Here is a 25,673-nt window from a genome sequence, read left to right as displayed (position 1 = left end):
CATGGAACAGAAAGCGATCCACGCCGAAGTGAAAGAGGGCGTGCTGGTGCTGGAGATGCGCATGCCGCAAGTCCGCAACGCGATCAGCGCGGAGATGAAGCAAGCGCTGCTCGAGCAGGCGCAGCGGTTTTCGGAGGACGACAGCCTGAAGTGCATGCTGTTGACCGGCAGCGAAGGCGTCTTCTGCGCGGGGGAGACCTGCGCACCATGCAGGACGACCGCAGCACCGTGGGCGTGCGCCGGCGCATGGCGAAGACGCACGCCAGCATCCGCCTGCTGTCCGAATGCGAGAAGCCGATCGTGACCGCCGTGAACGGACCTGCCGTCGGCGCGGGGCTGTCACTGTCACTCTTCGGTGACGTGGTCGTCGCAGTCGAAGATGCCTACTTCATGGCGGGCTTCGCGAATGTGGGGGTGCTTCCCGATATGGGGCTGCTCTACAACCTGCCCCGCACGCTTGGCCGCGTCCAGGCGAACGATCTGCTGCTCAGCAACCGCCGGGTCGATGCCCGGGAGGCGCTCTCGCTCGGTCTCGTCAGCCGTGTATGGCCGCGCGAAGGCTTCCTGGATCAAGCGCTGGCCCTGGCTCAGCGCATCGCCGCCGGGCCCATGGTGTCCTTTGGGCTGGCGAGGGCATTGATGGCCGGCGCCTACAAGGACAGTTTCAGCGAGTTTCTGCTCAAGGAGAGCATGGCCCAGGCGGTCGTATTCGGCACTGAGGATTTTGCCGAAGGCGTCAACGCGTTCCGCGAAAAGCGCAAGCCGCGCTTCTCGGGCAGGTAGTCCTTTTTTCACTTCGAACAACCAAGGAGACGAAATGCATGCTTTGATCCGTACCTTGCGCACCGCTGCTACCGGTGCCATCGCATTGCTGCTGGCCACGGCGGCTCTGGCGACCTACCCCGACAAGCCGATCAAGCTGATCGTGCCCTATGCGCCGGGAGGCATTACCGACAACCTGGCACGTGCGCTCGCCGACGGCATCGGCCGTGAACTCAAGCAGCCCATCATCGTCGACAACCGGGCAGGGGCCGGCGCGATGGTCGGTACCGGGGCGGCGGCCCGCTCTCCCGCCGACGGCTACACCCTCCTGATGGCTACCAACGGGAACATGACGGTCACGCCGCTGGTGACAAAAAAGCTCAATTACGACCCCATCCGCGAACTGCGTGTGATTTCGGTCGTGGCCGAGGTCCCGACGGTGGTGGTCACCAATCTGCAGACGCAGCTGGCCGATCTGCGCGGGCTGGCAGCCTACGGAAAGGCCAATGAGGGCAAGCTCAACTTCGCGTCCCTGGGGCAGGGCAACGTGACCTACCTGACTGCCAAGAAAATCGAAACCGAGCTTGGCATCCGTATGACCGAGGTGCCTTACAAGGGCAGCGTGCCGGCGCTCACGGCGCTCATGAGCAATGATGTGCAACTGTACGTGGATGTGTTGCCGGGTGCGCTGCCATTCATCCAGGCCGGCAAGCTCAAGGCGCTGGCCGTGCCCATGGAAAAGCGCATTCCGTGGCTTCCGGATACGCCCACCCTGCAGGAAGCCGGCTACTCGAAATTCCACGCGGCCAGTTGGCTGGGGCTGGCGGTCCCGACCGGCACGCCACCCGAAGTGGTGACCGCACTGCAGCAGGCGACAGCCCGTTTCATACGCGACGAGAAATTCCGCGCCACATTTACCAAGGCTGGCATCCTGATGATGCAGCCTATGGAGGCTGCCCAAGTCGATGACTACGTCAAGGCTGACCGCGACCGCTGGGGCGCGCTGATCCGCGAGCACAACATCTCCATCGACTGACTCTCCAGAACCATGCAGATGTTCAACAGAGAAGCCGAGGCCGGATTCCGCGCGGAGGTGCGCGGTTTCCTGCGCGAGGCGCTGCCGCCGGCATTGCGCCAGAAAGTCCTTGAACACGCCGTGCTGACCAAGGACGATCTGGTCGGGTGGCAGAAGATACTTAATGCCCGCGGCTGGCTGGCGCCGGGGTGGCCCGTGCCTCTTGGCGGCACAGGCTGGACGCCGCGGCAGATCTATGTGTTCGAGGAAGAATGTTGGCTGGCAGGTGCTCCCGAGGTGTTCGCCTTCGGTCCAAAAATGCTTGCCCCGGTCCTGATGCAGCACGGCTCAGAGGCGCAGAAGGCGTATTTCCTGCCGCGCATCCTGGCCAGCGATGATTGGTGGTGCCAGGGCTACTCCGAGCCGGGTTCCGGCTCAGACCTGGCTTCGCTCAGGACGCGCGGTGTCGTCGAAGGCGGCCACCTCGTGATCGACGGGCAGAAGACCTGGACCACCTATGCCCAGTATGCGAACCGCATGTTTTGCCTGGTCCGGACCGATCCCGAGGCCAAGCAGCAGGAGGGCATTTCGTTCGTCCTGATGGACATGGACACGCCCGGCATCCGCGTGCGCCCCCTGATCCTGCTGGACGGCACGCACGAGGTGAACGAAGTCTTTTTCGATCAGGTGCGGGTGCCGCTCGAGAACGTGGTGGGCGAGCTTCACAAGGGATGGACCTACGCCAAGGCTCTGCTTGGGCATGAGCGCTTCAATGCCGGCAAGATCGGCCGCTCGCTGCGCGAGCTGGCGCTGCTCAAACGGATGGCGGCCCAGCCAGATATGCTGGGCCGGCGCCTGCTCGACAACCCTCGTTTCGCCGAACGCATCGCCGCAACCGAAGTCGATCTGTTGGCTCTGGAGAAGACCACGCTGAGGCTTATCGCCGCCGCACAGGCCGGTGCCAGCATGGGCGTGGAGCCATCGATCCTGAAAATCCGCGGCACGGAGATCGCGCAGAACCTGTCGGCGCTGCTGGTGGAGGCGCTTGGCCCCTATCAGCCGAATGCAGAGTCCGCCCCGGCGGAGGAGCCACTGGCACCCCCTGCCTCATTGGTCAGGCAATACCTGAACTGGCGCAAGCTGTCCATCTACGGTGGTTCCAACGAAGTCCAGCGCAACATCATTGCCAAGTTTGCGCTCGGTTTGTAAGAGCGGAAAGAGCGCAAGGAGACAAGCGAGTGGAGATCCAGACACACGAACAACGCGCGCTGCATGACAGTGCGGCGCGTTTTCTGTCGCAGCAGTGCGATTTCACGCGGCACAGGCGCCAGCATCAGGGTACAGAGGTGCCTTTCGATCGCGCGTTATGGGCGCGTTTCGCGGAAATGGGGTGGCTCGGGGTGCTCGTTCCCGAGTCCGCGGGCGGGCTTGGCTATCCGGTGGCCGATGCGCTGCCGATCGTCGAAGCCATGGGCGCACAGTTCGTCACGGAGCCCTATCAGGAAGTGGCGCTGGCATCGGCACAGTTGCTATTGGCGCTGGGCGATGAGGCACAGCGGGAGTGCTGGCTGCCGCCTCTCGCCGATGGCCGGGCATTGACGCTGCTCGCGCATGCGGAGCACGGCGCCCGTTACGACCTGCGCTGCGTGAGTACGAGGGCAGAGCGCGTAAAAGAGGGCTATCGGTTGAACGGTGCCAAGTGCGCGCTGCCCTTCGGCGATTCGGCGGACCGGTGGCTGGTGTCTGCGCGCACTTCCGGCGCTCCAGGCGATGCGGAAGGCATCTCCCTGTTCGTGGTCGAGGCCGGCACGGCGGGTATGCGCTTTGCCCGGCATGAAGGCCATTGCGGGGAGCCCTGGGCAGACATGGTGCTGGAGGGTGTGGCGGTGCCCGCCAGTGCCCGGCTGGGTGCCGAAGGCAGCGCTTTCGCTGCCATCGAGGCCGCGCACGAGCTGCTGATCGCCGCGGCCGGCATGGAAGCCGTGGGCACACTGCAGGCCGTGTTGGAATCCACCCGCGAATATGCCGGGACGCGGCGTCAGTTCGGCAAGCCGCTCTCGAGCTTCCAGGTGATCGCGCACCGTTTGGTCGATATGTTCACACAGGTGGAGCTGACGCGCTCGCTTGCGTGGATGGCTGCGGATCAGTTCGGACCCGCGCGCGAGGCCTCGCCGGAGCGCCGGCGGCTGCTCTTGTCGGCATGTAAGGCCCAGGTGAGCGCCGCCTGCCGCCAGGTCGGCGAGCAGGCCGTCCAGATCCACGGTGGCATCGGCATGACCGACGAGTTGGCACTGTCGCATCAGGTGCGGCGCCTGCTGGGCATCGAGCGGCGTCTGGGAGACCGGTTCGAGCATCTGGGACGGTTGGCCGAAGCGGTCTCCGCGGGAGAGGCAATCTACGCCTGATCGAAAGGGCTTGTCAGCGGGCGAGGTCCGCGGCCTTGACGACGCGTTCGTATTTCTCAGCCTCGGCGCGTACATAGGCATTGAATTCGGCTGGGGACCGGGCGTCCGGTTCGACACCGAGTTCGCGCAGCTTCTGGAGCATGTCTGGCGCGTGCAGCACTTCGGTCAAGCTGTCAGACAACCGCTTCTGTACCGGCAACGGTACCTTGGCGGGTGCGAAGACCGCGAACCAGGCACTGACTTCATACCCTGGCAGGCCGCTTTCGGCGACTGTTGGCACATTGGGCAGCAAGGCACTGCGTTGTGCGCCGGTCACGGCCAGGGCCTTGAGTTTGCCCTGGCGCACGTAGGCCGCCGAAGTCGCCTGCAAATCGAACATCAGGGGCACATGTCCTGCCAATACATCTGCCAGCGCAGGCGCGCTGCCGCGATAGGGCACATGCATCAACTTGATGCCGGCCGCGCTCGCGAGCATTTCACCTGCCAGGTGATTGGAGGTGCCTGGTCCCGCCGAGGCGTAGCTGATGGTGCCGGGTTGCCGTTTGGCTGCCGCCAGCAGTTCAGGCAGGGTCTGGTAAGGCGTGCCCGGGTAGGCTGCCAGCACGAAGGGAATGGAGCCGAGCGGGGCCACGGCCACGAAGTCGCGTACCGGGTCGTACCCTACTTTGGACATCGCGGGATTGATGGCGTGCGAGCTGACGGTGCCCAGCAGCAGCGTATAGCCATCCGGCGCGGCTTCAGCCACATGCCGCGCGCCGATGGCCGTCCCGGCGCCGCCCTTGTTTTCGATCACGACAGGCTGCCCCAATTTTTCCGAGAGCTTTTGCCCCACTGTGCGTGCCAGGATATCTGCGGACCCTCCCGCAGGGTAGGGGACGACCAGCGTCACAGGGCGGGCGGGAAACGCCTGCGCTGCACACAGCGCGGGCAACCCCAGCGCGGCGGACAGAATGGCCAGCGAAACACTTAAGCGCCGAAAACGATTCATGTAGGTTTTTCTCCAAGCTCGTGGGACATATCGCGTGTTGCGCCTGAAATAATCGGAATACCTGCCGTCCTTGTCTAATACCGATGGGCAGGGGTGTTGATACAGGCTGCGAATTACCGGGTGCCGCGCTTGGCCGCCCCGCTTTTCACCAACCGCTGCGCGATGGACAGAAAGGCGGGCACCACCGGGTTGTCGTTCTGGTTCGAATAGGCAAAGACCAGCCCGTAGGTGGGAGGTGAGCGTGTGTCCGCGACTTCCAGAAAGCAGACGTCCTCCATACGGAGACGGCGCATCGCGGAAGGCACCAGCGCGATGCCCAGGCCGCCTGCCACCAGTGTCAGGATGGCCTGCATCTGGGAGGCTTCCTGCACCACTCTGGGAAGAAAGCCCGCGGCCTTGCAGGCGCCCAGCAGCGCTGCGACGAAGCCTGCGCCCTCCGAGCTGGGAAAGGACACGAAGGATTCGGCTGCCAATTCCCTCATCTTGACGCTTTGCCTCTGCGCGAGCGGGTGCCAGGACGGCACGGCCAGGACGAAGTGCTGTGGCTGAAGATCGACGAGGTGCAATCCCCTGGCGTCGTACACAGGTCCCACTACCAGCGCGAGGTCGGTGTGTCCGCTGCGCAGATCCTCCAGCTGGCGCGAGGTGGTCTCGGCGGTGAGCCGGAGCTGTACGGTGGGGTAGTTGAGCTGGAACTGCTTGAAGATGGCAGGCAGTACATCCAGCGCCGAGCTGGGGACGAACGATAGCCGCAAGGCGCCTTCCAGCCCTTCGCCGGTGCGGCGGGCCCGCTCGATTGCTTGCTCTGAAAGCTGTAGCAAACGCAATGCGTCCTTGTAGAACATCTGGCCCGCGGGCGTCAGCCGGACATGGTGCTTGCTGCGGTCGAGCAGAACCGTGCCGATCATGGCTTCCAGATTCTGCATGGCCACCGACAGCGGCGGCTGAGACATATGGAGGCGTTCCGCGGCGCGGCGGAAGTTCAATTCCTCGGCCACCACGACAAACTGACGCGCCAGGCGAAGCTCGAGCATGAAAAAACCTGTTGAAGTCTGTGGGGATGGATGGGTTGTTCCGCCCCATTAAGTCAGACACGTCCGGCCTGGTCAATACAAATGACGAATAACCAAATGATGAAAATAGTATTGGCTGTATCAGAAGCGATTACCTAGCATAGGCAAACCCCACCGGCACCGGGCTGTACCGGTCCGCGCTTTTCCGTGGCGCGGGATCTTTCAGTGCCAGCCGCCCATCAAAAAGGACCATCCCATGCAAGCATCGCTGCTCGAAGAAATTGCCCAGGTACCGAACCCCTATCCGGTGGTGTCCCAGATCGAGTACCCCGAGGTATGGCGGCTGTGTACCCAAGCAAGGGAGCTGGCGTGGGACCCGGTCGCCGACATCGATTACAGCGATCTGACCCAGGCGGAACTCCCGCCCGAAGTGCGCCGTGCCGGCGCCGAGTGGTGGAGCCTGCGGGCCTGGATGGAGCACGGCGCGACACCATATGGCGCCGAACGGCTGCGCGACGCCATCTTCCAGCACCAGCCCTTCGAAGTGAAGCAGCACATCACCAACTTCATCGCCGAGGAGCTCCGGCACCACGAAGCGAGTTTCCGGATTGCGGAGCATCTGCATGCCTATGAGCCCACGCCGAGAGCCGATTACTTCAAGGACATCATCCCTCGCTTCCACGACGAGAAGGACGAAAAAGCGATGAGCTTTTTCGCGGGCCTGTCGGTCAATACCCTGTTCGAGCAACTTTCCGGGGAGTTGCTGCAGGCGCGCTACGAGAATGCGCGCTTTACCTCGATCCGCGAAGCCTGCCGGCTGATCCTGCGCGACGAGGCGCGCCATATCCAGTTCGGCCGGATCATCATGCGCCGCTTCTTCAGCGAGTTGTCCGCTGATGAGAAGCGCATCATTGGCGAGAAAGTGGCGAAAAAGCTGAGGGGCAGCCTGCTCAACGGTGTCTACGCCGTGGTGAACCTACCGCCCGACGAACGAGTCCGCTCCGGCCGCAACCGCGCCTTGGCCGCCGAGCATGGACTTGGCGCCACGCATCCCGAGGAAGAAATCCCCATCATCCGCCGGGGGATCCAGCAGATCCGCGAGGACGTGGGGGCCTATGGTGTCGAAATTCCGCACATCCCCGAACTCGATTCCGTCACCACCCACTGAGGCGCCCATGCACTGCGCCATTTCCCCCGCAGGCGCGCGTCCGGCCTATGTGACCGAGCGCCTGCGCGAGATCGGCCCGCGTTGGCAAAGTGATATCCGCGTGGCGGGCGACGACACCAAGGCGCTCTACCTGCCGCTGCTGCGGGCGGCTTCCCGGGAGGGGGCTCCAGTGCTTCGGGATCTGCCTTACGGGCCGTATCCGAGGCAGGTGCTCGATATTCACCGGCCAGCGGGCGCGAACCGTGCGCCCGTGATCGTCTTCGTACATGGCGGCGCTTTCGTTCGCGGCGACAAGACCATCAACGACCAGATGTATGGCAACGTGCTCACCTGGTTCGCTGAAAGGGGCTGTGTCGGCGTGAATGTGGAATACCGGCTCGCGCCGGAGGCGCCCTATCCGGGCGGCAGTCTCGATCTGGGGCTTGCCTGTCGATGGCTTGAACAACGTGTGGCGGAGTTTGGCGGTGACCCGAGCCGGATATGCCTGCTCGGCCATTCGGCGGGGGGACGCACGTGGCCTCGCTGCTGTGCGATCCCCGGCCCGAGTTGGCCGCGCTGTCACCTGGCGTGGCCTGCGCGGTACTGGTGTCGGCACGCCTGAAAGCGGACGTGCTGCCCGTCAATCCCAATGCGCCAGGCGTGCGCGCCTACTATGGTGACGATGCGGCCGCCTACGAGGCCTGTTCGCCAATGGCGCACGCGTCCCGGATTCGGCAGCCTGTGTTCGTGGCGAACGCCCAGTTCGAGAATCCGCTGCTCGACCTCTATGGACTGGAATTTGCCTGGGCGGTGGGGCGCGCCCGCGGCACGGCGCCGCTGCACGTGACGCTCGCCGATCACAACCACGTATCGATGATGGCCCACTTCAATTCCGGCGAGTACTGGCTGGGCGAGCAGATACTGGATTTCTTCGAGGGTGCCTGCCGATAGAGGACTTTCTTCTCTGAGCGCGTGGCTTTTCCGCTAGCGAGAGAGGTTGGGGCAGGATGCCGGGACACGGCTGCGCTCCTGCGGTTCCTTTCCAATGGCTATTCGGCCGTCGCTTGGCGCACCGCGTGCTCCCAGTTCGACATGAGCTCCGTGGCGCGCGTGCGCGTCATGGTGGGCATGAACTGGCGGTCCGCCTTCCAGAGCGCCGAAAGCTCCTGCGTGCTCTGATACATGCCGCATGAAAGCCCTGCGAGATAGGCCGCGCCAAGGGCGGTGGTCTCCACGCACGCCGGGCGCACGACGGGAATGCCCAGCAGATCGGCCTGGAACTGCATGAGCAGGTCATTCACGCTCGCCCCTCCGTCCACGCGCAATTCCGTGACAGGCGCGCCACCCGCTTCCACGGCATCGCGGCTCATGGCTTGCAGCAAGGCAGCGCTCTGGTACGCAATGGATTCGAGCGATGCACGCGCGATATGCGCGAGCGTGGTGCCGCGCGTGAGGCCGGTGATGGTGCCGCGCGCGTCGGGCTTCCAATAAGGCGCGCCAAGGCCCGTGAAGGCGGGAACGAGCATGACGCCACCGGAGTCGGGAACGCTTTCCGCGAGCGCCTGCACTTCGCTGCTGGTATTGATCGCGCGTAGCCCGTCGCGCAGCCATTGCACGACCGCGCCGCCCACGAACACGCTGCCTTCCATTGCGAACTCGGGGTGCGGGTGCGCCTGCGCGGCGCTTGTGGTGAGCAGGCCGTTGTGCGAAGTCTGGAAGTGATGGCCAGTGTGCATGAGCATGAAGCACCCGGTGCCATAGGTATTCTTGGCCATGCCTGCCGAAAAGCAGGCCTGCCCGAACAGGGCACTCTGCTGATCACCGGCGACGCCGCCGATATCGATGCTGCCGCCAAGCAACGTTTCGCTGGTCGCGCCGAACCCGGCGCTGGAGGGCAGCACTTCCGGCATCAACGAGCGAGGGATGTTCAGGCACGCGAGCAATTCGTCGTCCCACATGTTCTCGTGCACATTGAACAGCATGGTGCGGGAGGCATTGCTTACGTCGGTGGCATGGCGCTTGCCTTGCGTCAGCTGCCAGATCAACCATGAATCCACGGTGCCGAACGCCAATTCGCCGCGCTCGGCCTGCTCGCGTGCGCCGCTGACGTTGTCGAGCAGCCATTGCAGTTTGGTGCCGGAAAAGTAAGCATCTATCAGCAGTCCGGTCTTGGCCTGGATGGTCGCGGCCATGCCTTGCTCGCGTAATGCAGAGCACAGTGGTTCCGCGCGGCGGTCTTGCCAGACGATGGCGTTGTGCACCGGCACACCTGTCTTGCGATTCCACAGCACGGTGGTTTCGCGCTGGTTCGTGATGCCGATGGACCGGATGTCCTTGGCGGAGATGCCGGCCTTTTTCAGCGCTTCACGCGCGGTGGCGAGTTGAGTGTTCCAGATCTCCGCCGGGCTGTGCTCCACCCAGCCGGGGCGCGGGTAGATCTGGGGGAGTTCGCGTTGTGCCAGCGAGACGATCCGGCCTAGCGGGTCGAAAACGATGCTGCGTGAACTGGATGTGCCTTGGTCTAGGGCGAGGAGATAGGACATGCCTGCCATACTGGATACTGGTTTCGTCAGGAAGCGATCACGCACTTGACGCCGGCTTCTGCGAGCAGCGCCGCATACGGCGAGGGGGGCTGCGCGTCGGTGAAGAGAATGTCGATCTGATCGAGCCGCGCGAGCTCGATCATCGCGCGGCGGTCGAACTTGCTGCTGTCGGCGGCGAGCCAGACCTCCCGTGATTGGGCAATGATGGACTGCGCTACCTTGACTTCACGAAGATCGAAGTCGCGCAAGGTGCCATCCTGCTCGATGCCGGAAATACCGATCACGCCGATGTCCACGCGGAACTGGCGGATGAAATCGACGGCGGTTTCGCCCACGATTCCGTGGTCGCGCGAGCGCACCACGCCGCCCGCCACAATGACTTCGCAATCGGGGCTGTCGGCCAGGATTGCCGCCACGTTCAGGTTGTTGGTGATCACGCGCAGGCCGCGATGGCGGACGAGTTCGCGCGCGATGGCCTCGGTGGTCGTGCCGATGTTCAGGATCAGTGAGCAACCCTCGGGAATCGCCTTGGCGATTTCGCGCGCGATGACGCGCTTGGCTTCCTCGTTGAGCTGCCTGCGCTGCAGGTATTCGATGTTCTCGGTAGTGGAGACCGGCAGGCGCACGCCTCCGTGATAGCGCGCGAGAACGCCCATCTGGGCGAGTTGCTTGACGTCCCTGCGGACGGTTTGCAGGGTCACTCCAAGCCGGTCGGCCAGCGCTTCCACGGACATGGAGCCCTGGCGCCGGACTTCATCCACCAAGTGATCTAGACGGGGGTTTGAAATCATGGGAGTGCAGCCTAAAGGAAAAGAAACGAACAAATCCTAGGGATTACCCTAGTGAAGATAAATACAATAAACGAACAAAATAGAAAAAATTCGACAACACTGTTTACAGTCCGCCTTGAGCCACGATATGACCGTCCCAACCCCTGAGCAACTCGCTGAATGGAAGCAGCGCTTCGAGCGTGATGGCTATGTGGTGCTCGAAGATGTAGTTTCGCCGGACCAGGTCGCCATGCTGAAGGGCGCGCTGCTGTCCGTGGAAGAACGCAATGGCTTTGGTTATGCCAAGACCTCGTTCGAGGGGTTCAAGACGGTCCGCATCAACAATTTGCTGGCATACGACGAAGCGTTCTGGGACGTTCCGCTGCAGCCTTCGGTCCTGGGGCTCGCGGAACTGCTGCTGGATCGTGAACTGCTGCTTTCATCGCTGTGCTCCCTGACGCTTGGGCCGGGCCAGACCGCCCAGCCCTTGCACGAAGATACGCAGCAATTGACGCTGCCGCGTCCGCGCCCTCCGCTCGCGCTCAATGCCATGTGGGCATTGAGCGATTTCACCGAAGCCAATGGCGCCACGCGCATTGTTCCTGGCAGCCACAAACTGGACCACGCTCCTCCCTACGGCGCGCAGACCGAAACCATTGCCGCCACCATGCGGTCCGGCAGCGTGATGCTGTTCGACAGCGCCTTGTGGCACATGGGTGGCGCGAACACCACGGATGAGCGCCGCTATGCGCTCTCGTGCTATTACTGCGCGGGCTGGATACGCCAGCAGGAGAACCTGCAGCTGGGTATTCCTCGCCAGACGGCTGCCAAGTTTCCGCGCCGGTTGCAGGAGCTGTGCGGCTACGGCATCTATAAGGGGCAGTACGGCCATATCGAGAACCATGACCCGATCGAGTTGCTGGGCCAGGAAGGCCGTCCCACCGTCTGGGAAGCAACGGATCGCAAGCTGCAGCAGCGCGCGGCCAAGAACTGAAGATGCCGGCTTCCTGTTCGCTGACCGGTGTCCCGGTTTCGGTGGTGCACCTGCTGAACGATGCTGCGCGGGACTACCCGCAGCATTGGGCCATCCGCTTCGAAGGGCAGCGCCTGCGCTATGCCGAATACGCGGGGCTGGTCGGCGCGCTTGCGAGTGAGCTCAAGCCCCGGGTGGCTCCCGGTGAGCGTGTCGCGCTGCTGATGCAGAACTCCCTTGATCTGGCGATTGCCACGTTCGCGATCCACGCATTGCGTGCGCAGGTCGTGGCGCTGAATCCCGGCTACGGTGAACGCGAGCTGCAGGCGATGCTGGATGACGCGGCCCCCTGTCTTTTGCTGGCGGATGACAGCGTGCGCGTGGACGTGGCCGCACTGTGCCCGACGCTGTCCGAGGAGCAGATCATGCGCACCGGAAACGGCTGCGGCTTCCTCCGGCTGCTCGCATCGCAAAAACCGTTGCCGGACGATCTGCCGGTGCACTCCGATCTGGCGACGCTGCAATACACCGGCGGGACCACCGGCGTGCCCAAGGGCGTGAATATCCTGCACGGCCATCTTGCTGCGAACCTGGTGCAGCGCGAAGCCTGGCTGCCCACGCGGCGCGGCGAGGAAATCATGTTCTGCCCGATGCCGCTGTTTCATGTGTCGGCAGTGGCCATGTGCCTGCATCTGAGCGCGTTCGCGGCGTCCGAGCTACTCATTCAGCGGCGTTTCGATGCGAAGGCCGCGGTACAGGTGCTGGCACGGGAGGGCGTGACGCTGATGTCCGGCGCGCCCGCCATCTTTCATGACTTGCTGCGGCAGCCGGATATCGGGCTGGTCAAGGGCGGCCAGCTGCGCGCCTGCTATTCCGGCGCGGCACCGCTGCCCGAGCGCACCTTGCTGGAATTCAAGCGCCTCACCGGTTGTCCGATCTACGAAGGTTACGGGCAAAGCGAAGCGGGCCCTTGCCTGACCTACAACCCGGTTCACCGCGAATGCAAGCCGGGCTCGGTCGGGCTGCCGGTACCGGGCAGCGAACTGCGCATCGTGGACGCGGACGGTGGCGAGCTGCCCGCGGGCTCCATCGGCGAGATTTGCGTGCGCGGTCCGCACGTTATGGCGGGTTATCGCAACAGCCCGGAATTGACCGCGGAGGTGCTGCGCGACGGGTGGCTCCACACGGGGGATCTGGCGCGCAAGGATGAGGACGGCTACGTGTTCATCCAAGGCCGCCGTCAGGAAACCATCAACGTGGGCGGGTTCAAGGTGTATCCGCTCGAGATCGAGCAAACGCTGCGGGAGTGCGAAAGCGTGGGCGAATGCGGCGCGTTCGGGGTGATGGATGAGCGTCTTGGCCAAGTGGTTCATGCCTGGGTAACGCCGGCGCCGGGCCACATGCCGGACGCCGAAGAACTGCGCGCCTACTGCGCTTCCCGGCTCGCCCATTACAAGACACCCAGGCGCATTGGGATCACGGAGGTGCTGCCGCGTACCCCTATCGGAAAGCTCGCGCGCAAGGAATTGAAACCCGTGGAGGCCTAGGGCGTGCAGACGCTCCGGTTGCGCCGCTTACTGCAATAGACGATGAAAGGAAGACAGATGCTGAAGAACATCGATATGGACAAGCTCAAGCACCAGCTCGCCGAAGACGGCTACGCGGTGATCGAGAACGTACTTGATCAAGGCCAGTTGGAGCGCATCCGCGAAGTGGTGGCCACGCGCATGGCGCATGAGCTGGCCAATCCGCTGCCGCTCGACAACGAGAAACACGAAGACGACGACGAGATCCGCGCCTACTACAAGAAGCACTACACCGTGAGCGACGCCGAAGCCGAACGCATGGTGGCGCGCATTCACCAGTACCGCCGCGACAACGGCGGTGCGCGCTGGCCGATGCCGATCGGCAAGGTCTCCAAGAATTTCCTGCACCTGCCCACCTTGTTCGACAACGATCAGTCGCAGCGCGTGTGGAACCTGCTCAACAAGGAGCCCGAGCTGATTCCGCTGATCGAGCATCCCGTCGTACTGCCGATGGTCCAGCACGTCATGGGAGAAGACTGCAATCTGCATGATTTCCAGTCGACCAGCATCGGCCCCAAGACAGGGGGCGGCGCATGGCATGTGGACGCGCCGCTGGGTCAGATCGCGGAGCCGTTGCCTGAGTTCCCGCTGACGTTGCAGAACGTCTGGATGCTGGACGACTTCACCGCGGACAATGGTGCCACGCGTGTCATGCCCGGCAGCCACAAGCTGCGCAAGTCGCCGCCATGGGGCAGCGATCCGCTGGAAGGCGAAGTCACGTTGACCGCGCCCGCGGGCTCCGTGGCGATCTGGCTGTCCAACACCTGGCACCGCTCGGGCCCGAACTCCACGGAAGGCCAGCGCCGCGCCATCCTGTGCAACTACAACGTGTCCTGGCTGCGTTTCTTCGCGGACTTCACTTCCACGCTGCCGAAGGAAGTCATTCCCACGCTGTCCGAGCGCGCCAAGTACCTGCTGGGCTTCGGTGCCTGCGCACCGTTGACCCGCTGATTCCATGGCCATGCGGGAACACAACGTCAGCCTTGGACTCGAGCGCGCGGAACTCGCGGGTGCGAAGGTTCAGGGTTACTGCGCGCCACGGTTCCGCCCAGTGCTGGACGCGTTCGTCGAGAATTTCGAGCGCGATGTGGAGCAGGGCGCTTCGCTGGCTGTCGAGCTCGAGGGTGAAACCGTCATCGACGTATGGGGCGGATTCGCGGATCTGACGGCGCGGCGCCAATGGGAGCAGGACACCATCGGCGTCGTGTTCTCGAACACCAAGGCGGCCACGGCTCTTTGTGCGCACATTCTGGCGGATGGCGGCGCGCTCGACATCGACACGCCCGTCGCCCACTATTGGCCCGAGTTTGCTGCGGCGGGCAAGGCCGATGTGACCGTGCGCATGTTGCTCGATCACTCCGCCGGCGTGCCGGCGCTGCGTGAAATGCTGCCCGATGGCGCGGCATTTGACTGGAATGAGATGACCGCGCGTCTCGCAGCCGAAGTGCCCTATTGGAAACCGGGCACCAGCGTCGGCTACCACGGCCTGACCTTTGGCTGGCTGGTGGGGAAGTCGTCCGGCGGGCTGCGGGGCAGCCGCTGGGCCAATTTTTTCAGGAACGCGTGGCAGTACCTCTAGGGATCGATTTCTGGATCGGCCTGCCCGAAAGCGAGGAGCCGCGCGTGGCAACCATCGTGCCGGCCAGACCCGGAGATGGGCCGCGCAATGCATTCGAGCGTGCGGTTGCCAACGAGCCTGACAGCATCAGCAATCTGTACTTCCGCAACACGGGCGGCTGGCGTCCGAGCGGTTTCAACTCACGGCGCGGACACGCCGCGGAAATCGGTGCGGCTGGTGGCATTACCAATGCGCGTTCGCTTGCCCGCATGTACAGCGCACTTTCGCTTGGCGGCGAGCGTCGGGGCGTGCGCGTGATCGGCGAGGAAACGCTGATGCGGGCGAGCGAGGTGTCATCCGCCACGAACGAAGACCTCTGCCTGCTCGTGCCCACGCGCTTCGCAGCAGGTTTCATGCGCAGCATGGACAACCGTGCCCGCGGGCTCGACAGCGCGAACTTTGGTAGGGATGCGTTCGGTCACGTAGGTGCCGGCGGCTCCCTGGGATTCGCTTCGCCACGGCAGCGTATCGGATTTGGATACACGATGAACCACATGGGTGCAGGCGTGCTGCTCAACTCGCGTGCGCACAGATTGACCCAGGCTCTCTACGGCGTGCTTGCCCAGCCGTGAATGTGGCAGACGTGAATTTTCAGACATTAATCAGCAAGAAGGGGATGACTCATGATCAACCGTAAAAACTTTATCGTCCGCGCCTGCCTTGCAGGCACATTCGCGGCGCTGGGCGTTAGTGCTGCTCATGCAGCCGACCCGGTCAAGATCGGCTACCTGATTCCGCTGTCGGGCAGCGCTGCAGCGGCCATCGGCAAGGACATGTCCCGCGCCACGCATCTGGCCGTGAAGCACATCAACGAAGCCGGCGGCATCAAGTCTCTCGGCGGCGCCAAGCTGGAACTGCTGGAGTCCGATACGCGCGGCGATCCCAAGGTGGCCATCACCGAAACCGAACGCCTGATCACCCGCGAGAAGGTGCCGGTCCTGCTGGGAGCTTTCCAGAGCGGAGTGACCTTCCCCGCGACCGCCGTGGCTGAAAAGTACAGCGTGCCATGGGTGGTGGATCTGGCCGCTAAGGCGGACATCACCGAGCGCGGATACAAGTACGTGTTCCGTGGAACGCAGGTGCCTGCGTCATCCAATGCCGAGAGCATGGCCGATTTCGTGGCCTGGGCCGGCAAGACGACCGGAAAGCCCGCGAAGAGCGTGGCCATGGTCTACGAAAACACCGATTGGGGCCAGGACATGGCCAACACGCTGCGCAAGAAATTCAAGGAGCAGGGCGTGGAGATCGTGCTGGACGAAGGCTATCCGCCCAACAGCCCCGATCTGCGCCCGCTGGTGCTGAAGATCAAAGGGCGTAAGCCCGATGTCGTCACGGTGACTTCCTACGCCGCCGACGCCGTGCAGTTGCACAAGCTGCTGGTGCAGATGAAAGTGGATGCAATGGCCTACATCGGCAGCGCGGGCGGTCAGATCGATTCCGGCTTCCTGCCGCAGGTCGGTAAGGATGTCGCGAAGCTGGTATTTACGACGAATGGCTGGGCAGGCTATGAATCGTCCATCACCACGCCATTCGCCAAGAAATTCTGGGACGAATTCAAGGGGGCGTACAAGGTCGAGCCGAACGAGCTTTCCGTCAGCGCATACGGCTCTGTCTGGATGATCAAGGATGCGCTGGAGCGCGCGGGCAAGGCAGAGCCCCAGGCGATCCGCGATGCCCTGGCGAAGACCAGCATCAAGGGCACCGATCTGAACAAGCTCCTGGGCTACGACATCGTGATCGACGAGAAGGGCCAGAACCCCCTCAAGAGGTACGTGATGCAGCAGATCACGCCCACGGGCGAGTACCGCACGATCTGGCCCGAGAACCTGGCCTCCAAGTCCTACAAGATGACCTGGCCAGCAGCGAAGAACTGATCAGGCCCTCGGCATTCCCGCCGCGTTGTCGGCTGCCATGTGGTTCGGAATCACGGGCAGCCGGCTTTTGTTTCTACATTTGAGGATTCGCATTGAGCACCTATCTTCAAGCACTGCTCGGGGGCATTTCCACCGGAGCGGTTTATGGCCTTATCGCGCTTGGCCTGAGCCTTCAATTCGGCGTGATGAAGATCATCAACTTCGCGCATGGCTCGTTTCTGATGATGGCGATGTATGTGACTTACTACGCCTGTGCCCGTATGGGATTGCATCCCCTTGCCGCAGCGCCTATTGCGGCGCTCGTGCTGTTCCTGGCGGGCTGGGCATGCCAGCGTTTTCTGATCGACGGTATCTATCGCAAGGAGTCCGCGCGCGAGCCTATTGGCGTGCTGATTTTCACGACGGGCCTGTGGATCTTCCTCGATTATTTTGCGCTCGCTCTCCTGGGGCCTGACAGCCGCACAGTCGACAGCCCGTGGGCGAACGACGTGGTGGTGATGGGTGACCTGATCTTCACGTATCCGCAGATCGCGGGTTTCGTGATCGCAGCGCTGGTGACCATCGGTCTGGTGGTGTTCATGCGCTATACCGCCGCCGGCCGCGCCATCCGCGCGACCGGGCAGGACCGTGAGGCCGCGAGCGTACTGGGTATCGACAGCAAGCGCATTTATCAGCTTTCGTTTGCCATCGGCCTTGGCGTGCTGGGTATTGCGGGCGCGCTGCTGTTGCCGATGTACCCGGTCAATCCGTTCGTGGGCGACATCTTCGGCCTGCGCGCCTTCGTGATCGTGGTCCTGGGCGGTATCGGCTCGATTGCCGGCGCGTTCTGGGGCGGCATCATCGTCGGAGTTCTTGAGTCAGTGGGCAGCCAAATGATTCCGGTCACCTATGCCGAGTCGCTGATCTTCGTGCTGTTCCTCGGTGTGATGTACTTCAAGCCGAGCGGGTTGTTCGGGGTGGAGAACGAATGATGGCTAACCAAGGTTCCAAGCATCCGTTGCTCCTGGGCGCACTGATCTTCATCGTGGCGATTGCGCCGCTGCTTACCAGGAGCCAGTACCTGCTGTCGGTGGCGGTGATGACGCTGCTGTATGCCTACCTGGCGCTGTCATGGAATGTGCTGGGCGGCATCGCGGGGCAACTGTCCCTGGGTCATTCCGCTTACTTCGGTATAGGCGCCTACGCCTCCACCTGGTTTTTCGTGAACCTGGGCTTGAGCCCGTGGATCGGCATGTGGATCGGAGCGGCGTTCGCCATCGTTGCGGCCGTGATCGTGGGTATTTCCAGCCTGCATCTGCGCGGCGCGTATTTCGCGCTGGCGACCATGGCATCCGCCATGGTGCTGAGGATCCTGGTGGACAACGCCGATGCCCTGCTGGGCGGCCCGCGCGGCATGGAAGTGACTCTGCTGCGCGACGCGCCGTGGCAATTCCAGTCCACGAGCAAGGAGTTCTATTACGTGATCGCGCTGGTGTTCGTGGCGCTGGCGCTCCTCATCAACTGGCGCATTCTGCGCAGCCGTTTTGGCTACTACCTGGCAGCAGTCCGCAACGAGCAGGACGCCGCCTTGGCGCTGGGTGTGCCCACCACGCGCTACAAGCTCTACGCGGCCATGATCAGCGCCGCCATGACGGCGATCGGAGGCACGTTCTATGCGCAGTTCGTGCTGTTCATCAGTCCGGACAAGGTGTTTGGCGCCAATCTGGGGGTGGTGATCGCCGTGGTCTGCATCATCGGCGGCCGCGGCACGCTATGGGGTCCGCTCCTGGGGGCCTTGCTGCTGTTGCCCAGCGAGGAGCTGGCCCGCTCGTTCTCGGGCGGCATTCTCGGCGCGGACATGATGCTCTATGGCCTGCTGCTGATGCTGGTGATCTGGTATGAGCCGCGTGGCCTGGTGGCTATCTTTCAGCGCTGGTTCAAGCGTCCGGCCAAGCAGGGAGCCATCCAATGACGATGACCGGGAAATTGCTCGAGTTTGAAGGCGTGGGCAAGAGCTTCGGCGGCTTGCGCGCGATCGACGACGTGAGCTTCACCGTCAGTGAAAATGAGATCGTCGGGCTGATCGGGCCGAACGGCGCGGGCAAGACCACGCTGTTTGCCATGGCTTCGGGCTTTCTCAAGCCGACAGATGGGCGTATCCATTTCCAGGGCCGGCGCATAGACGGATTCGATCCGCCTCGTATCTGCCGGGCTGGTTTGGTCCGTACGTTCCAGATCGTCAAGCCGTTCGGCGAGATGACGGTGATCGAGAACGCCATGGTGGGCGCTTTCCTGCATCACCCCCGGCCCGAAGAGGCGCGTGAACTCGCGGCCGCGGTCCTCAAGCAGGTAGGCCTCGGCGGGCGCGAAGAGCAGGTTGCCAAGACCTTGACGCTTTCAGGAAGAAAGCGGCTTGAGGTCGCCAAGGCATTGGCGACCAATCCCAAGCTGCTGCTGCTGGATGAGGTCATGGCGGGACTGAATACCGTCGAGACCGCGGAGATGGTGGAACTGATCCACAGCTTGCGCGCTTCCGGAGTGAGCATTCTGGTGATCGAACACAACATGAAGGCCGTGATGAACCTTTCCGACAAGATCGTAGTGATTCAGTACGGCAAGAAGATCGCGGAGGGCCTGCCGGCGGAAGTGGCCAACGATCCACAGGTGATCTCCGCCTACCTGGGAGGCGAGCATGTTGCTTGAGGTGAAGAATCTGGACTCGGGTTACGGCGATGTGCAGGTGCTGAGCAATGTGAGCATCGAGGTCGATGCGGGCGAGATCGTCAGCATCGTCGGGGCCAACGGCGCGGGCAAATCCACGCTGATCCGCGCCATCATGGGAACATTGCCGGCCAAGGCAGGAGAGATCCATTTCGATGGGCGGCGGATCGACGGGATGGAGCCCCACATGATTGCGCGAGCCGGCATCGCTCAGGTGATGGAGGGCCGCCGCCTGTTCGGCCACATGCCGGTGGAGGACAACCTGCTCATCGGCGGCGACATCCTGCGCGACAAGGCCCGGCAGCGCGAGAACCTCGAATGGATCTACAACATGTTTCCCCGCCTGAAGGAGCGGCGCCATCAGTTGGCAAGATCCTTCAGCGGCGGGGAACAGCAGATGCTCGCCATTGGCCGTGCGCTGATGACGTCCCCCAAGCTTCTGCTGCTGGATGAGCCGTCCATCGGACTGGCTCCGATCATGGTCAAGTTCATTTTCGACAAGCTTCCTGAAGTTCGCGACCGAGGCATCACCATCCTGCTCGTCGAGCAGGACGTGCACCGTTCGCTGAACATGTCCGGCAGGGGCTATGTGCTGGAACACGGTGAAATCGTCCTGTCCGGCACGGGCCAGGAACTGCTTGGCAATGAACGTTTGCGGGCGGCCTATCTAGGTATCTGATGAACGGGAGGAGCGGTGCGCCTGATCGTGCGCCGCTCGCATCGGAGGCATTGCGCTGATTCGGCGCGGGCCGGCCGTGACTGAGCCGTTGCTTTATATGGACGCTGAATTGAATGTTTCGCCGTTGAAAACGGCGCGAGCCGAGCTGTTGGGCCGGCTCGGGAAACCCATTGAATATGACATTGCCGTCGTAGGCGGCGGCGCGACAGGACTGGGCGTGGCGCTCGATGCCACGGCCCGGGGCTTCAAGGTGGTACTGCTCGAGTCCCGCGATTTCGCGGAAGGCACGTCCTCGCGTGCCACGAAGCTGGTGCACGGCGGGGTGCGCTATCTGGCGCAGGGCAATATCTCCCTGGTGCGCGAAGCGCTGCATGAGCGCACCACGCTGCTCAACAACGCGCCGCACCTCGCGCGGCCGTTGGCATTCGTGATGCCGTCCTACAAGCTCTGGGAGACACCGTTCTACGGCGTTGGCCTCAAGATGTATGACGCGCTCGCGGGGAAGGCGGGACTGGGGGCCACCCAGTTCCTTAGCCGCAAGGAGACGCTGCGCGACCTGCCCACCGTGCAGAGCGACGGGCTCAAGGGCGGCGTCAAATATTGGGATGGCCAGTTCGATGACGCGCGTCTCGCGCTGGCCCTGGCGCGCACGGCTGCCCAGCGTGGTGCGCTGGTGGTCAATTACTGTGCCGTCAGTGAGCTCAGGTATGAAAATGACCGGATCTGCGGGCTGGTCTGTGAAGATGCGGAAACGCATCGGCGGTTCGAGGTGCGTGCCCATTGCGTGGTGAATGCCACGGGCGTCTGGGTGGACACCCTGCGCGAACAGGACGGGACCGCGCAGGGCCGTCCTGTCAAGCCCATGGTCGCGCCAAGCCAGGGCGTTCACCTGATCGTCGATCGCGATTTTCTGCCGACCGACCACGCGCTCATGGTGCCCAAGACGGCCGATGGCCGGGTGCTGTTCGCCGTGCCCTGGTTGGGTAAGGTGATCCTGGGCACGACGGACAGCCCCAAGGACAGGATTGAATTCGAGCCACGCGCGATGCGGGAGGAAGTGGCTTTCATTCTGGGAGAGTCCGCGCGCTATCTCCGGCGCGCGCCCAAGGTATCCGACGTGCGCAGTATCTGGGCTGGCCTGCGCCCGCTCGTGAAACACCAGGACGATGATGCCGGCAATACCAAGAAGATCAGCCGGGAGCACACGGTTCTCGTGAGCCGGACCGGTCTTGTGACCGTGACGGGCGGCAAATGGACGACCTATCGTTCCATGGCCGAGGATGTGCTCGACCACTGCATGGACCACAAGCTGCTGCCCCGCCGCGAGTCAGGCGTGACGGTGCAATTACCGATGGTGGGCGCCACGAGGACGCCGCAGGCGCACGGGCTCAACGAACCTCAAGGGCTGCACTCCTACGGGAGCGAGGCAGATTTCGTGCAGTCTCTTGATGGCTCCCAGGTCAGGCTTGCCCCTGGCCTCACGGAAAGCATGGTCCGTTTTGCGGCGCGGTATGAATATGCCCGCAATGTGGAAGATGTGCTTGCACGCCGTGTCCGCATGCTGTTTCTTGACGCGAAGCAGGCTGCCTCGGTGGCTCCCTGCGTGGCGGAGATTCTTCGCGAGGAACTGGACACCGACCCGCAGCTCGATGCATTCCTCGCGCTCGCGCAGCAATACGGGACCGTTCCAGCCCCGTAATTCCTTCTCCGGGGGCGTCCCTGTCAGGCTTTGTGTACCCCCGCCGCCTGCGCCTGCTGGTCAGCGTGATAGCTTGAGCGCACCATCGCGCCCACGGCGGCGTGTGTGAAGCCCATCTTGTAGGCTTCGTCCTCGAACATCTTGAAGGTGTCGGGGTGCACGTAACGCTGCACCGGAATGTGCGCCGATGAGGGGGCCAGGTACTGGCCGATCGTCAGCATCTCAACGCCGTGCTCGCGCATGTCACGCATCACCTGCAGAATTTCCTCGTCGGTCTCGCCTAGGCCCACCATCAGCCCGCTCTTGGTGGGCACGTCGGGGTGCAAGGCCTTGAACTTCTTCAGCAGGTTGAGCGAGAAAGCGTAGTCGCTGCCCGGGCGGGCTTGCTTGTACAGGCGCGGCACGGTTTCCATGTTGTGGTTCATCACATCAGGCGGCGCGGCCGTCAGGATATTGAGCGCGCGGTCATCGCGGCCCCGGAAATCGGGCGTGAGAATCTCGATGCGTGTGCTGGGGGATTTTTCCCGTGTCGCGCGGATGCAGTCCACGAAATGCTGGCTGCCGCCGTCGCGCAGGTCGTCGCGGTCGACACTGGTGATCACCACATACTTCAGCTTGAGCTGCGCGATCGTGTTCGCCAGGTTGACGGGCTCGTTCGGATCCAGCGGATCGGGGCGGCCGTGTCCCACGTCGCAGAACGGGCAGCGGCGCGTGCACTTGTCGCCCATGATCATGAACGTGGCCGTGCCGTGGCCGAAGCACTCGCCGATGTTCGGGCAGCTGGCTTCCTCGCACACCGTGACCAGGTTGTTCTTGCGCAGGATGTCCTTGATCTCGTAGAAGCGCGTGCTCGGGCTGCCGGCTTTCACGCGGATCCATTCGGGCTTTTTCAGCGCCGGGCCATCGTTCTGCACCTTGATCGGAATGCGGGAAAGCTTGGCGCCGGCTTTCTGCTTGGCCGTGGCGTCGTAGGCGCTGGCCGGTTGTGCTTCGCGCACCACGGGGGCGTTCGGGCCGAGGGAGGGCGTGGACATAAGGTAAGGTTCCTGTTTCTTCTCGCCGCTAGTTCGCCAGCAGGCGGGATAGCTGCGCCGCCAACTCGCGGGCAGCTTCGTCCCACGTGGCGGAAACCCCGATTGTAGAAAGATCCACCGTTTTCAGCCCCGCGTAGCCGCAAGGGTTGATGCGGTAGAAGGGTTCCAGATCCATGGCCACGTTCAACGCCAGACCGTGGTAAGTGCGGTGCTTGCTCACCTTGATCCCCAAGGCGGCAATCTTGCCGAGCCCCGTGAGCTCCGGCTCCGGCGCGGGGGTGCCAGCTTCCCGCCGCTGCGGGCGCTGGGGCAATGCGGCGTGGCTGAAAGGATCGTCCAGCCGTATATAGATGCCGGGGGCACCTCCCACGCGATGCCCGGTCACGCCGAAATGCGCCAGCGTACGGATGGCCGCCTCTTCCATCCGATATACATATTCCTTGACGAAAATGCCCCGCGTTTTCAGATCGATCAGCGGGTAGGCCACGACCTGGCCGGGGCCGTGATAGGTGACCTGCCCGCCCCGGTCCGTGGGCACCACGGGGATTTCCCCGGGGGCCAGCACATGCTCCGGCCTGCCGGCCAGCCCGAGCGTGAAAACCCCCGGGTGCTCGCATACCCAGAGCTGGTCCGCTGCCTGGGCGGCGGTGGCCTGCTTCATGGCCTCGAAGGTGGGCACGTATTCGACATGGCCCAAAAAGCGAACGTCCATGCTCCTGGCATCCTATCTGACTCCCTCTCCCGTCTGCGGGAGAGGGTTGGGGTGAGGGTAAACGGCGATTACAAAGCGGTGCTGCTCACCATCAGAACGTAAACACGTTCTCAGAGCACCCACTTGGCCATCGGATGCGTGCTGAGCGCCCGGTAAAGCTCGTCGAGCTGCTCGCGGCTGGTGGCTGTGACCGTAATCGTGATGCCCAGGTACTTGCCGCCGCCGCTTTCGCGCAGCTCGATGCCCGCCGCGTCGAACGCAGGGTCGAACTGCTTGGCAATGTGGGTGATGGCGTGCACGAAACCGTTTTCGTTCACGCCCACGATCTTGATGGGGAACGCGCTCGGATACTCGATGAGCGATTCCCGCGCATCCGGGGTGAGCGGAACGCCTTCGCGCTCGGGGGTGCCGGGTGCGCTGGAGGGGGTATCGGTTGGGGGCGTGGATGTCATGGAAGAGCTTTCGTCACAGGCGGATGTTAAAAAGAGCGAAAGTTTGTTGTTGCACAGCACCAAGATAGCGCAGCCATGTAGGATAGGGCGACCGGTTTTGTAGGAAAAAGCCGTAGAGGCTTCGGACTAACCCTATAATAAGAGGCTTTGCAATCGCAGGGGCGTAGGTGCAACCGCGGCGGAAGCCGCATTGCATTGATTGTCAACTGCGTGAAAGCCAAAATGGCCACCATCACACCAGCCGCGCCTTCCAGGGTGCAGCCGTTGCCTGTTGATGATGCAGATAATGCCGCCGAAGAGGGTTTCAAGCCCCTGAGCGCTGAGGAGGCGCGGCGGTGGCGGGAAATGCATCCGCCGTTGTCTCCCTGGCCGGTGGTCTGGGTGCAGGCGGGCGTGGGAGTGGCGGTTTCGGCCGTAGCTTGGCTGGTGTCTGGGGGCGTGATGTCCGTGGTGTGGTCCACGGTCTATGGCGCCCTGGCGGCGTGGTTGCCCGCGATGCTGTTTGCTCGCATGGTGGCCCGCAGAATGCGAATGCAGGCCAACGCCGGCAGTGCCTTGGTGGCGCTGATGGTGTGGGAGGGTATCAAGATTGCGTTGACTTTGGCGCTGCTGCTGGCGGCACCGAAGATTCTGGCGCAGGTGCATTGGCTGGCTTTGCTGGCCGGGTTTGTGGTGACGATCAAGGCTGCCTGGGTAGCCTTGTGGCTGATGTCGGCAAGGCGCCGGCCAGCGTCGTCGATGGATTGACCTTTGAACAATTGGTAACGTATGGCTGCTGAAGGCGTTGCGCAAGGACAGACTGCTGGAGAATATATCCAGCACCACCTGCATCACTTGCAGAAAAATTTCTCCTTTGAACCGGTCACGCAGAAGTCCATTATCGACTTCAGCCTGTTCAATGCGGACTCCCTGTTCTGGTCCATTCTGCTGGGCGTGCTGGGGTGCTGGCTGCTGTGGCTGGGTGCCCGCAAGGCGACCTCTGGCGTGCCGGGGCGTTTCCAGGCCGCGGTCGAGATTCTTTCCGAAATGGTGGAAAACCAGGCCAAGGGCGTGATCCACAACGCCAAGAGCCGCAAGTTGGTATCGCCGCTGGCGCTCACCGTGTTCTTCTGGATTTTCCTGATGAACGCCATGGATCTGTTGCCGGTGGATCTGCTGCCGCTCGGCTATCAGGTTGCCGTGGGCGATCACCATGCCTATCAGCGTGTCGTGCCTTCTGCCGACCTGTCCACCACGCTGGGCCTCTCGGTGAGCGTGCTGCTGATCTGCTTCTTCTACAACCTCAAGATCAAAGGTCTTGGCGGCTGGTCTCATGAACTGGTGACCGCGCCTTTCGGCGCGCATCCGGTGCTGTGGCCCATCAACCTGCTGATGCAGATCATCGAATACATCGCCAAGACCGTTTCGCACGGTATGCGGTTGTTCGGCAACATGTTTGCCGGCGAACTCGTCTTCATGCTGATCGCCCTGATGGGTGGCGTATGGGCCTGGCAGTTCAACCCCCTGACGGGCGGGTTCTGGCTGGGTGTTGGGCACGTGATTGCGGGGTCTGTGTGGGCCATCTTCCACATCCTGATCATTACGTTGCAGGCGTTCATCTTCATGATGCTGACGCTGATCTACGTGGGTCAGTCGCACGACGCTCACTAAGGTCCTGTGATCTAGTACTGCTATCTGGTTTCGCTTTTTACTTTCCTTCCCTT

General features: G+C 63.1%; 24 protein-coding genes and 2 pseudogenes. 19 read left to right on the top strand and 7 right to left on the bottom strand.

Translation table 11 applies throughout. The features are described from left to right. Position 1 precedes the first annotated feature (1 nt). From WJU18_RS28955 to WJU18_RS28940, 4 genes and pseudogenes are all read left to right on the top strand, one after another. Positions 2–783: pseudogene (locus WJU18_RS28955) on the top strand (enoyl-CoA hydratase/isomerase family protein). A gap of 34 nt (positions 784–817) precedes the next feature. Next, entirely contained in the window at positions 818–1,798 is a 981-nt protein-coding gene (locus WJU18_RS28950; RefSeq protein ID WP_423457708.1) for a Bug family tripartite tricarboxylate transporter substrate binding protein, read from the top strand. Between the two features lie 12 nt (positions 1,799–1,810). Continuing rightward, positions 1,811–2,986 carry an acyl-CoA dehydrogenase family protein gene (locus WJU18_RS28945; protein WP_423457706.1) on the top strand — a complete coding sequence of 392 codons (1,176 nt, stop codon included), beginning with the start codon at positions 1,811–1,813 and terminating at the stop codon, positions 2,984–2,986. 29 nt (positions 2,987–3,015) lie between these two features. Further along, entirely contained in the window at positions 3,016–4,182 is a 1,167-nt protein-coding gene (locus tag WJU18_RS28940) for an acyl-CoA dehydrogenase family protein (protein ID WP_423457704.1), read from the top strand. A 13-nt stretch (positions 4,183–4,195) separates the two neighbouring features. On the opposite strand, the gene WJU18_RS28935 is transcribed toward WJU18_RS28940, so the two are convergent. Both WJU18_RS28935 and WJU18_RS28930 read right to left on the bottom strand, forming a co-directional pair. Further along, positions 4,196–5,170, bottom strand: coding sequence for a Bug family tripartite tricarboxylate transporter substrate binding protein (locus tag WJU18_RS28935; RefSeq protein ID WP_423457702.1), 975 nt, complete (start codon positions 5,168–5,170; stop codon positions 4,196–4,198). Positions 5,171–5,283: 113 nt separating this feature from the next. Continuing rightward, positions 5,284–6,204, bottom strand: coding sequence for a LysR family transcriptional regulator (locus WJU18_RS28930; protein WP_423457700.1), 921 nt, complete (start codon positions 6,202–6,204; stop codon positions 5,284–5,286). Positions 6,205–6,439: 235 nt separating this feature from the next. On the opposite strand from WJU18_RS28930, the gene WJU18_RS28925 reads away from it, so the two are divergent. The 3 genes from WJU18_RS28925 to WJU18_RS28915 are packed head-to-tail and all read left to right on the top strand — an operon-like array spanning position 6,440 to position 8,281. Continuing rightward, entirely contained in the window at positions 6,440–7,351 is a 912-nt protein-coding gene (locus tag WJU18_RS28925) for a hypothetical protein (protein WP_423457698.1), read from the top strand. Positions 7,352–7,358: 7 nt separating this feature from the next. Next, positions 7,359–7,952, top strand: a complete 594-nt coding sequence (locus WJU18_RS28920; RefSeq protein ID WP_423457696.1) for an alpha/beta hydrolase — start codon at positions 7,359–7,361, stop codon at positions 7,950–7,952. Next, entirely contained in the window at positions 7,865–8,281 is a 417-nt protein-coding gene (locus tag WJU18_RS28915; protein WP_423457694.1) for a hypothetical protein, read from the top strand. Before WJU18_RS28920 ends, WJU18_RS28915 begins: the two co-directional genes overlap by 88 nt. A 98-nt stretch (positions 8,282–8,379) precedes the next feature. Here WJU18_RS28915 and glpK read toward each other — a convergent pair whose 3' ends face one another. Beyond that, entirely contained in the window at positions 8,380–9,873 is a 1,494-nt protein-coding gene (gene glpK, locus WJU18_RS28910; RefSeq protein ID WP_423457692.1) for a glycerol kinase GlpK, read from the bottom strand. A 26-nt stretch (positions 9,874–9,899) separates the two neighbouring features. Continuing rightward, complete coding sequence (locus WJU18_RS28905) at positions 9,900–10,664, bottom strand: DeoR/GlpR family DNA-binding transcription regulator (protein WP_423457690.1); 765 nt, start codon at positions 10,662–10,664, stop codon at positions 9,900–9,902. A gap of 127 nt (positions 10,665–10,791) precedes the next feature. On the opposite strand from WJU18_RS28905, the gene WJU18_RS28900 reads away from it, so the two are divergent. From WJU18_RS28900 to WJU18_RS28855, 10 genes and pseudogenes are all read left to right on the top strand, one after another. Continuing rightward, positions 10,792–11,637, top strand: a complete 846-nt coding sequence (locus WJU18_RS28900) for a phytanoyl-CoA dioxygenase family protein (protein ID WP_423457689.1) — start codon at positions 10,792–10,794, stop codon at positions 11,635–11,637. Positions 11,638–11,639: 2 nt separating this feature from the next. After that, positions 11,640–13,163: an AMP-binding protein gene (locus WJU18_RS28895; protein WP_423457687.1), complete on the top strand. Its 1,524-nt coding sequence runs from the start codon at positions 11,640–11,642 to the stop codon at positions 13,161–13,163. A gap of 57 nt (positions 13,164–13,220) precedes the next feature. Beyond that, a complete protein-coding gene (locus WJU18_RS28890; RefSeq protein ID WP_423457685.1) occupies positions 13,221–14,153 on the top strand; it encodes a phytanoyl-CoA dioxygenase family protein in 933 nt (310 codons plus the stop codon). A gap of 4 nt (positions 14,154–14,157) precedes the next feature. Beyond that, a pseudogene (locus WJU18_RS28885) lies at positions 14,158–15,392 on the top strand (serine hydrolase domain-containing protein). A gap of 51 nt (positions 15,393–15,443) precedes the next feature. Then, complete coding sequence (locus tag WJU18_RS28880) at positions 15,444–16,694, top strand: ABC transporter substrate-binding protein (protein WP_423457683.1); 1,251 nt, start codon at positions 15,444–15,446, stop codon at positions 16,692–16,694. A 92-nt stretch (positions 16,695–16,786) separates the two neighbouring features. Then, a complete protein-coding gene (locus tag WJU18_RS28875; RefSeq protein WP_423457681.1) occupies positions 16,787–17,665 on the top strand; it encodes a branched-chain amino acid ABC transporter permease in 879 nt (292 codons plus the stop codon). Next, positions 17,662–18,645 (top strand): branched-chain amino acid ABC transporter permease, encoded by a 984-nt coding sequence (locus WJU18_RS28870; protein WP_423457678.1) that lies wholly within the window; start codon positions 17,662–17,664, stop codon positions 18,643–18,645. Before WJU18_RS28875 ends, WJU18_RS28870 begins: the two co-directional genes overlap by 4 nt. Next, positions 18,642–19,376, top strand: coding sequence for an ABC transporter ATP-binding protein (locus WJU18_RS28865; protein WP_423457676.1), 735 nt, complete (start codon positions 18,642–18,644; stop codon positions 19,374–19,376). The genes WJU18_RS28870 and WJU18_RS28865 overlap by 4 nt, the downstream gene beginning before the upstream one ends. After that, positions 19,369–20,073: an ABC transporter ATP-binding protein gene (locus WJU18_RS28860; protein ID WP_423461121.1), complete on the top strand. Its 705-nt coding sequence runs from the start codon at positions 19,369–19,371 to the stop codon at positions 20,071–20,073. Before WJU18_RS28865 ends, WJU18_RS28860 begins: the two co-directional genes overlap by 8 nt. Before the next feature lie 97 nt (positions 20,074–20,170). After that, a complete protein-coding gene (locus WJU18_RS28855; protein ID WP_423457674.1) occupies positions 20,171–21,772 on the top strand; it encodes an FAD-dependent oxidoreductase in 1,602 nt (533 codons plus the stop codon). A 23-nt stretch (positions 21,773–21,795) separates the two neighbouring features. On the opposite strand, the gene lipA is transcribed toward WJU18_RS28855, so the two are convergent. The 3 genes from lipA to WJU18_RS28840 form a co-directional block, all read right to left on the bottom strand. Further along, a complete protein-coding gene (lipA, locus tag WJU18_RS28850) occupies positions 21,796–22,806 on the bottom strand; it encodes a lipoyl synthase (protein WP_423457672.1) in 1,011 nt (336 codons plus the stop codon). A gap of 28 nt (positions 22,807–22,834) precedes the next feature. Continuing rightward, entirely contained in the window at positions 22,835–23,518 is a 684-nt protein-coding gene (lipB, locus tag WJU18_RS28845) for a lipoyl(octanoyl) transferase LipB (RefSeq protein WP_423457670.1), read from the bottom strand. Positions 23,519–23,628: 110 nt separating this feature from the next. Next, positions 23,629–23,970, bottom strand: coding sequence for a YbeD family protein (locus WJU18_RS28840; RefSeq protein ID WP_423457668.1), 342 nt, complete (start codon positions 23,968–23,970; stop codon positions 23,629–23,631). Between the two features lie 222 nt (positions 23,971–24,192). On the opposite strand from WJU18_RS28840, the gene WJU18_RS28835 reads away from it, so the two are divergent. Further along, positions 24,193–24,717, top strand: coding sequence for an ATP synthase subunit I (locus WJU18_RS28835; protein WP_423457666.1), 525 nt, complete (start codon positions 24,193–24,195; stop codon positions 24,715–24,717). A 21-nt stretch (positions 24,718–24,738) separates the two neighbouring features. After that, positions 24,739–25,620, top strand: a complete 882-nt coding sequence (gene atpB, locus WJU18_RS28830; RefSeq protein WP_423457664.1) for a F0F1 ATP synthase subunit A — start codon at positions 24,739–24,741, stop codon at positions 25,618–25,620. The last annotated feature ends 53 nt before the right edge of the window (positions 25,621–25,673 follow it).

It is taken from the genome of Ottowia sp. VDI28 (genome assembly GCF_049532675.1).
In the GTDB taxonomy this organism is placed as follows: domain Bacteria; phylum Pseudomonadota; class Gammaproteobacteria; order Burkholderiales; family Burkholderiaceae_C; genus Ottowia.
This window is presented reverse-complemented; position numbering and strand designations above follow the sequence as displayed.

What these genes read in the sequence shown, in the direction of transcription:
- WJU18_RS28950 (WP_423457708.1), top strand. Translation starts at nt 818, where the DNA reads ATGCATGCTTTGATCCGTACCTTGCGCACCGCTGCTACCGGTGCCATC.
- WJU18_RS28945 (WP_423457706.1), top strand. Translation starts at nt 1,811, where the DNA reads ATGCAGATGTTCAACAGAGAAGCCGAGGCCGGATTCCGCGCGGAGGTG.
- WJU18_RS28935 (WP_423457702.1), bottom strand. Translation starts at nt 5,170, where the DNA reads ATGAATCGTTTTCGGCGCTTAAGTGTTTCGCTGGCCATTCTGTCCGCC.
- WJU18_RS28930 (WP_423457700.1), bottom strand. Translation starts at nt 6,204, where the DNA reads ATGCTCGAGCTTCGCCTGGCGCGTCAGTTTGTCGTGGTGGCCGAGGAA.
- WJU18_RS28925 (WP_423457698.1), top strand. Translation starts at nt 6,440, where the DNA reads ATGCAAGCATCGCTGCTCGAAGAAATTGCCCAGGTACCGAACCCCTAT.
- WJU18_RS28920 (WP_423457696.1), top strand. Translation starts at nt 7,359, where the DNA reads ATGCACTGCGCCATTTCCCCCGCAGGCGCGCGTCCGGCCTATGTGACC.
- glpK (WP_423457692.1), bottom strand. Translation starts at nt 9,873, where the DNA reads ATGTCCTATCTCCTCGCCCTAGACCAAGGCACATCCAGTTCACGCAGC.
- WJU18_RS28905 (WP_423457690.1), bottom strand. Translation starts at nt 10,664, where the DNA reads ATGATTTCAAACCCCCGTCTAGATCACTTGGTGGATGAAGTCCGGCGC.
- WJU18_RS28900 (WP_423457689.1), top strand. Translation starts at nt 10,792, where the DNA reads ATGACCGTCCCAACCCCTGAGCAACTCGCTGAATGGAAGCAGCGCTTC.
- WJU18_RS28895 (WP_423457687.1), top strand. Translation starts at nt 11,640, where the DNA reads ATGCCGGCTTCCTGTTCGCTGACCGGTGTCCCGGTTTCGGTGGTGCAC.
- WJU18_RS28890 (WP_423457685.1), top strand. Translation starts at nt 13,221, where the DNA reads ATGCTGAAGAACATCGATATGGACAAGCTCAAGCACCAGCTCGCCGAA.
- WJU18_RS28880 (WP_423457683.1), top strand. Translation starts at nt 15,444, where the DNA reads ATGATCAACCGTAAAAACTTTATCGTCCGCGCCTGCCTTGCAGGCACA.
- WJU18_RS28870 (WP_423457678.1), top strand. Translation starts at nt 17,662, where the DNA reads ATGATGGCTAACCAAGGTTCCAAGCATCCGTTGCTCCTGGGCGCACTG.
- WJU18_RS28865 (WP_423457676.1), top strand. Translation starts at nt 18,642, where the DNA reads ATGACGATGACCGGGAAATTGCTCGAGTTTGAAGGCGTGGGCAAGAGC.
- WJU18_RS28855 (WP_423457674.1), top strand. Translation starts at nt 20,171, where the DNA reads ATGGACGCTGAATTGAATGTTTCGCCGTTGAAAACGGCGCGAGCCGAG.
- lipA (WP_423457672.1), bottom strand. Translation starts at nt 22,806, where the DNA reads ATGTCCACGCCCTCCCTCGGCCCGAACGCCCCCGTGGTGCGCGAAGCA.
- lipB (WP_423457670.1), bottom strand. Translation starts at nt 23,518, where the DNA reads ATGGACGTTCGCTTTTTGGGCCATGTCGAATACGTGCCCACCTTCGAG.
- WJU18_RS28840 (WP_423457668.1), bottom strand. Translation starts at nt 23,970, where the DNA reads ATGACATCCACGCCCCCAACCGATACCCCCTCCAGCGCACCCGGCACC.
- WJU18_RS28835 (WP_423457666.1), top strand. Translation starts at nt 24,193, where the DNA reads ATGGCCACCATCACACCAGCCGCGCCTTCCAGGGTGCAGCCGTTGCCT.
- atpB (WP_423457664.1), top strand. Translation starts at nt 24,739, where the DNA reads ATGGCTGCTGAAGGCGTTGCGCAAGGACAGACTGCTGGAGAATATATC.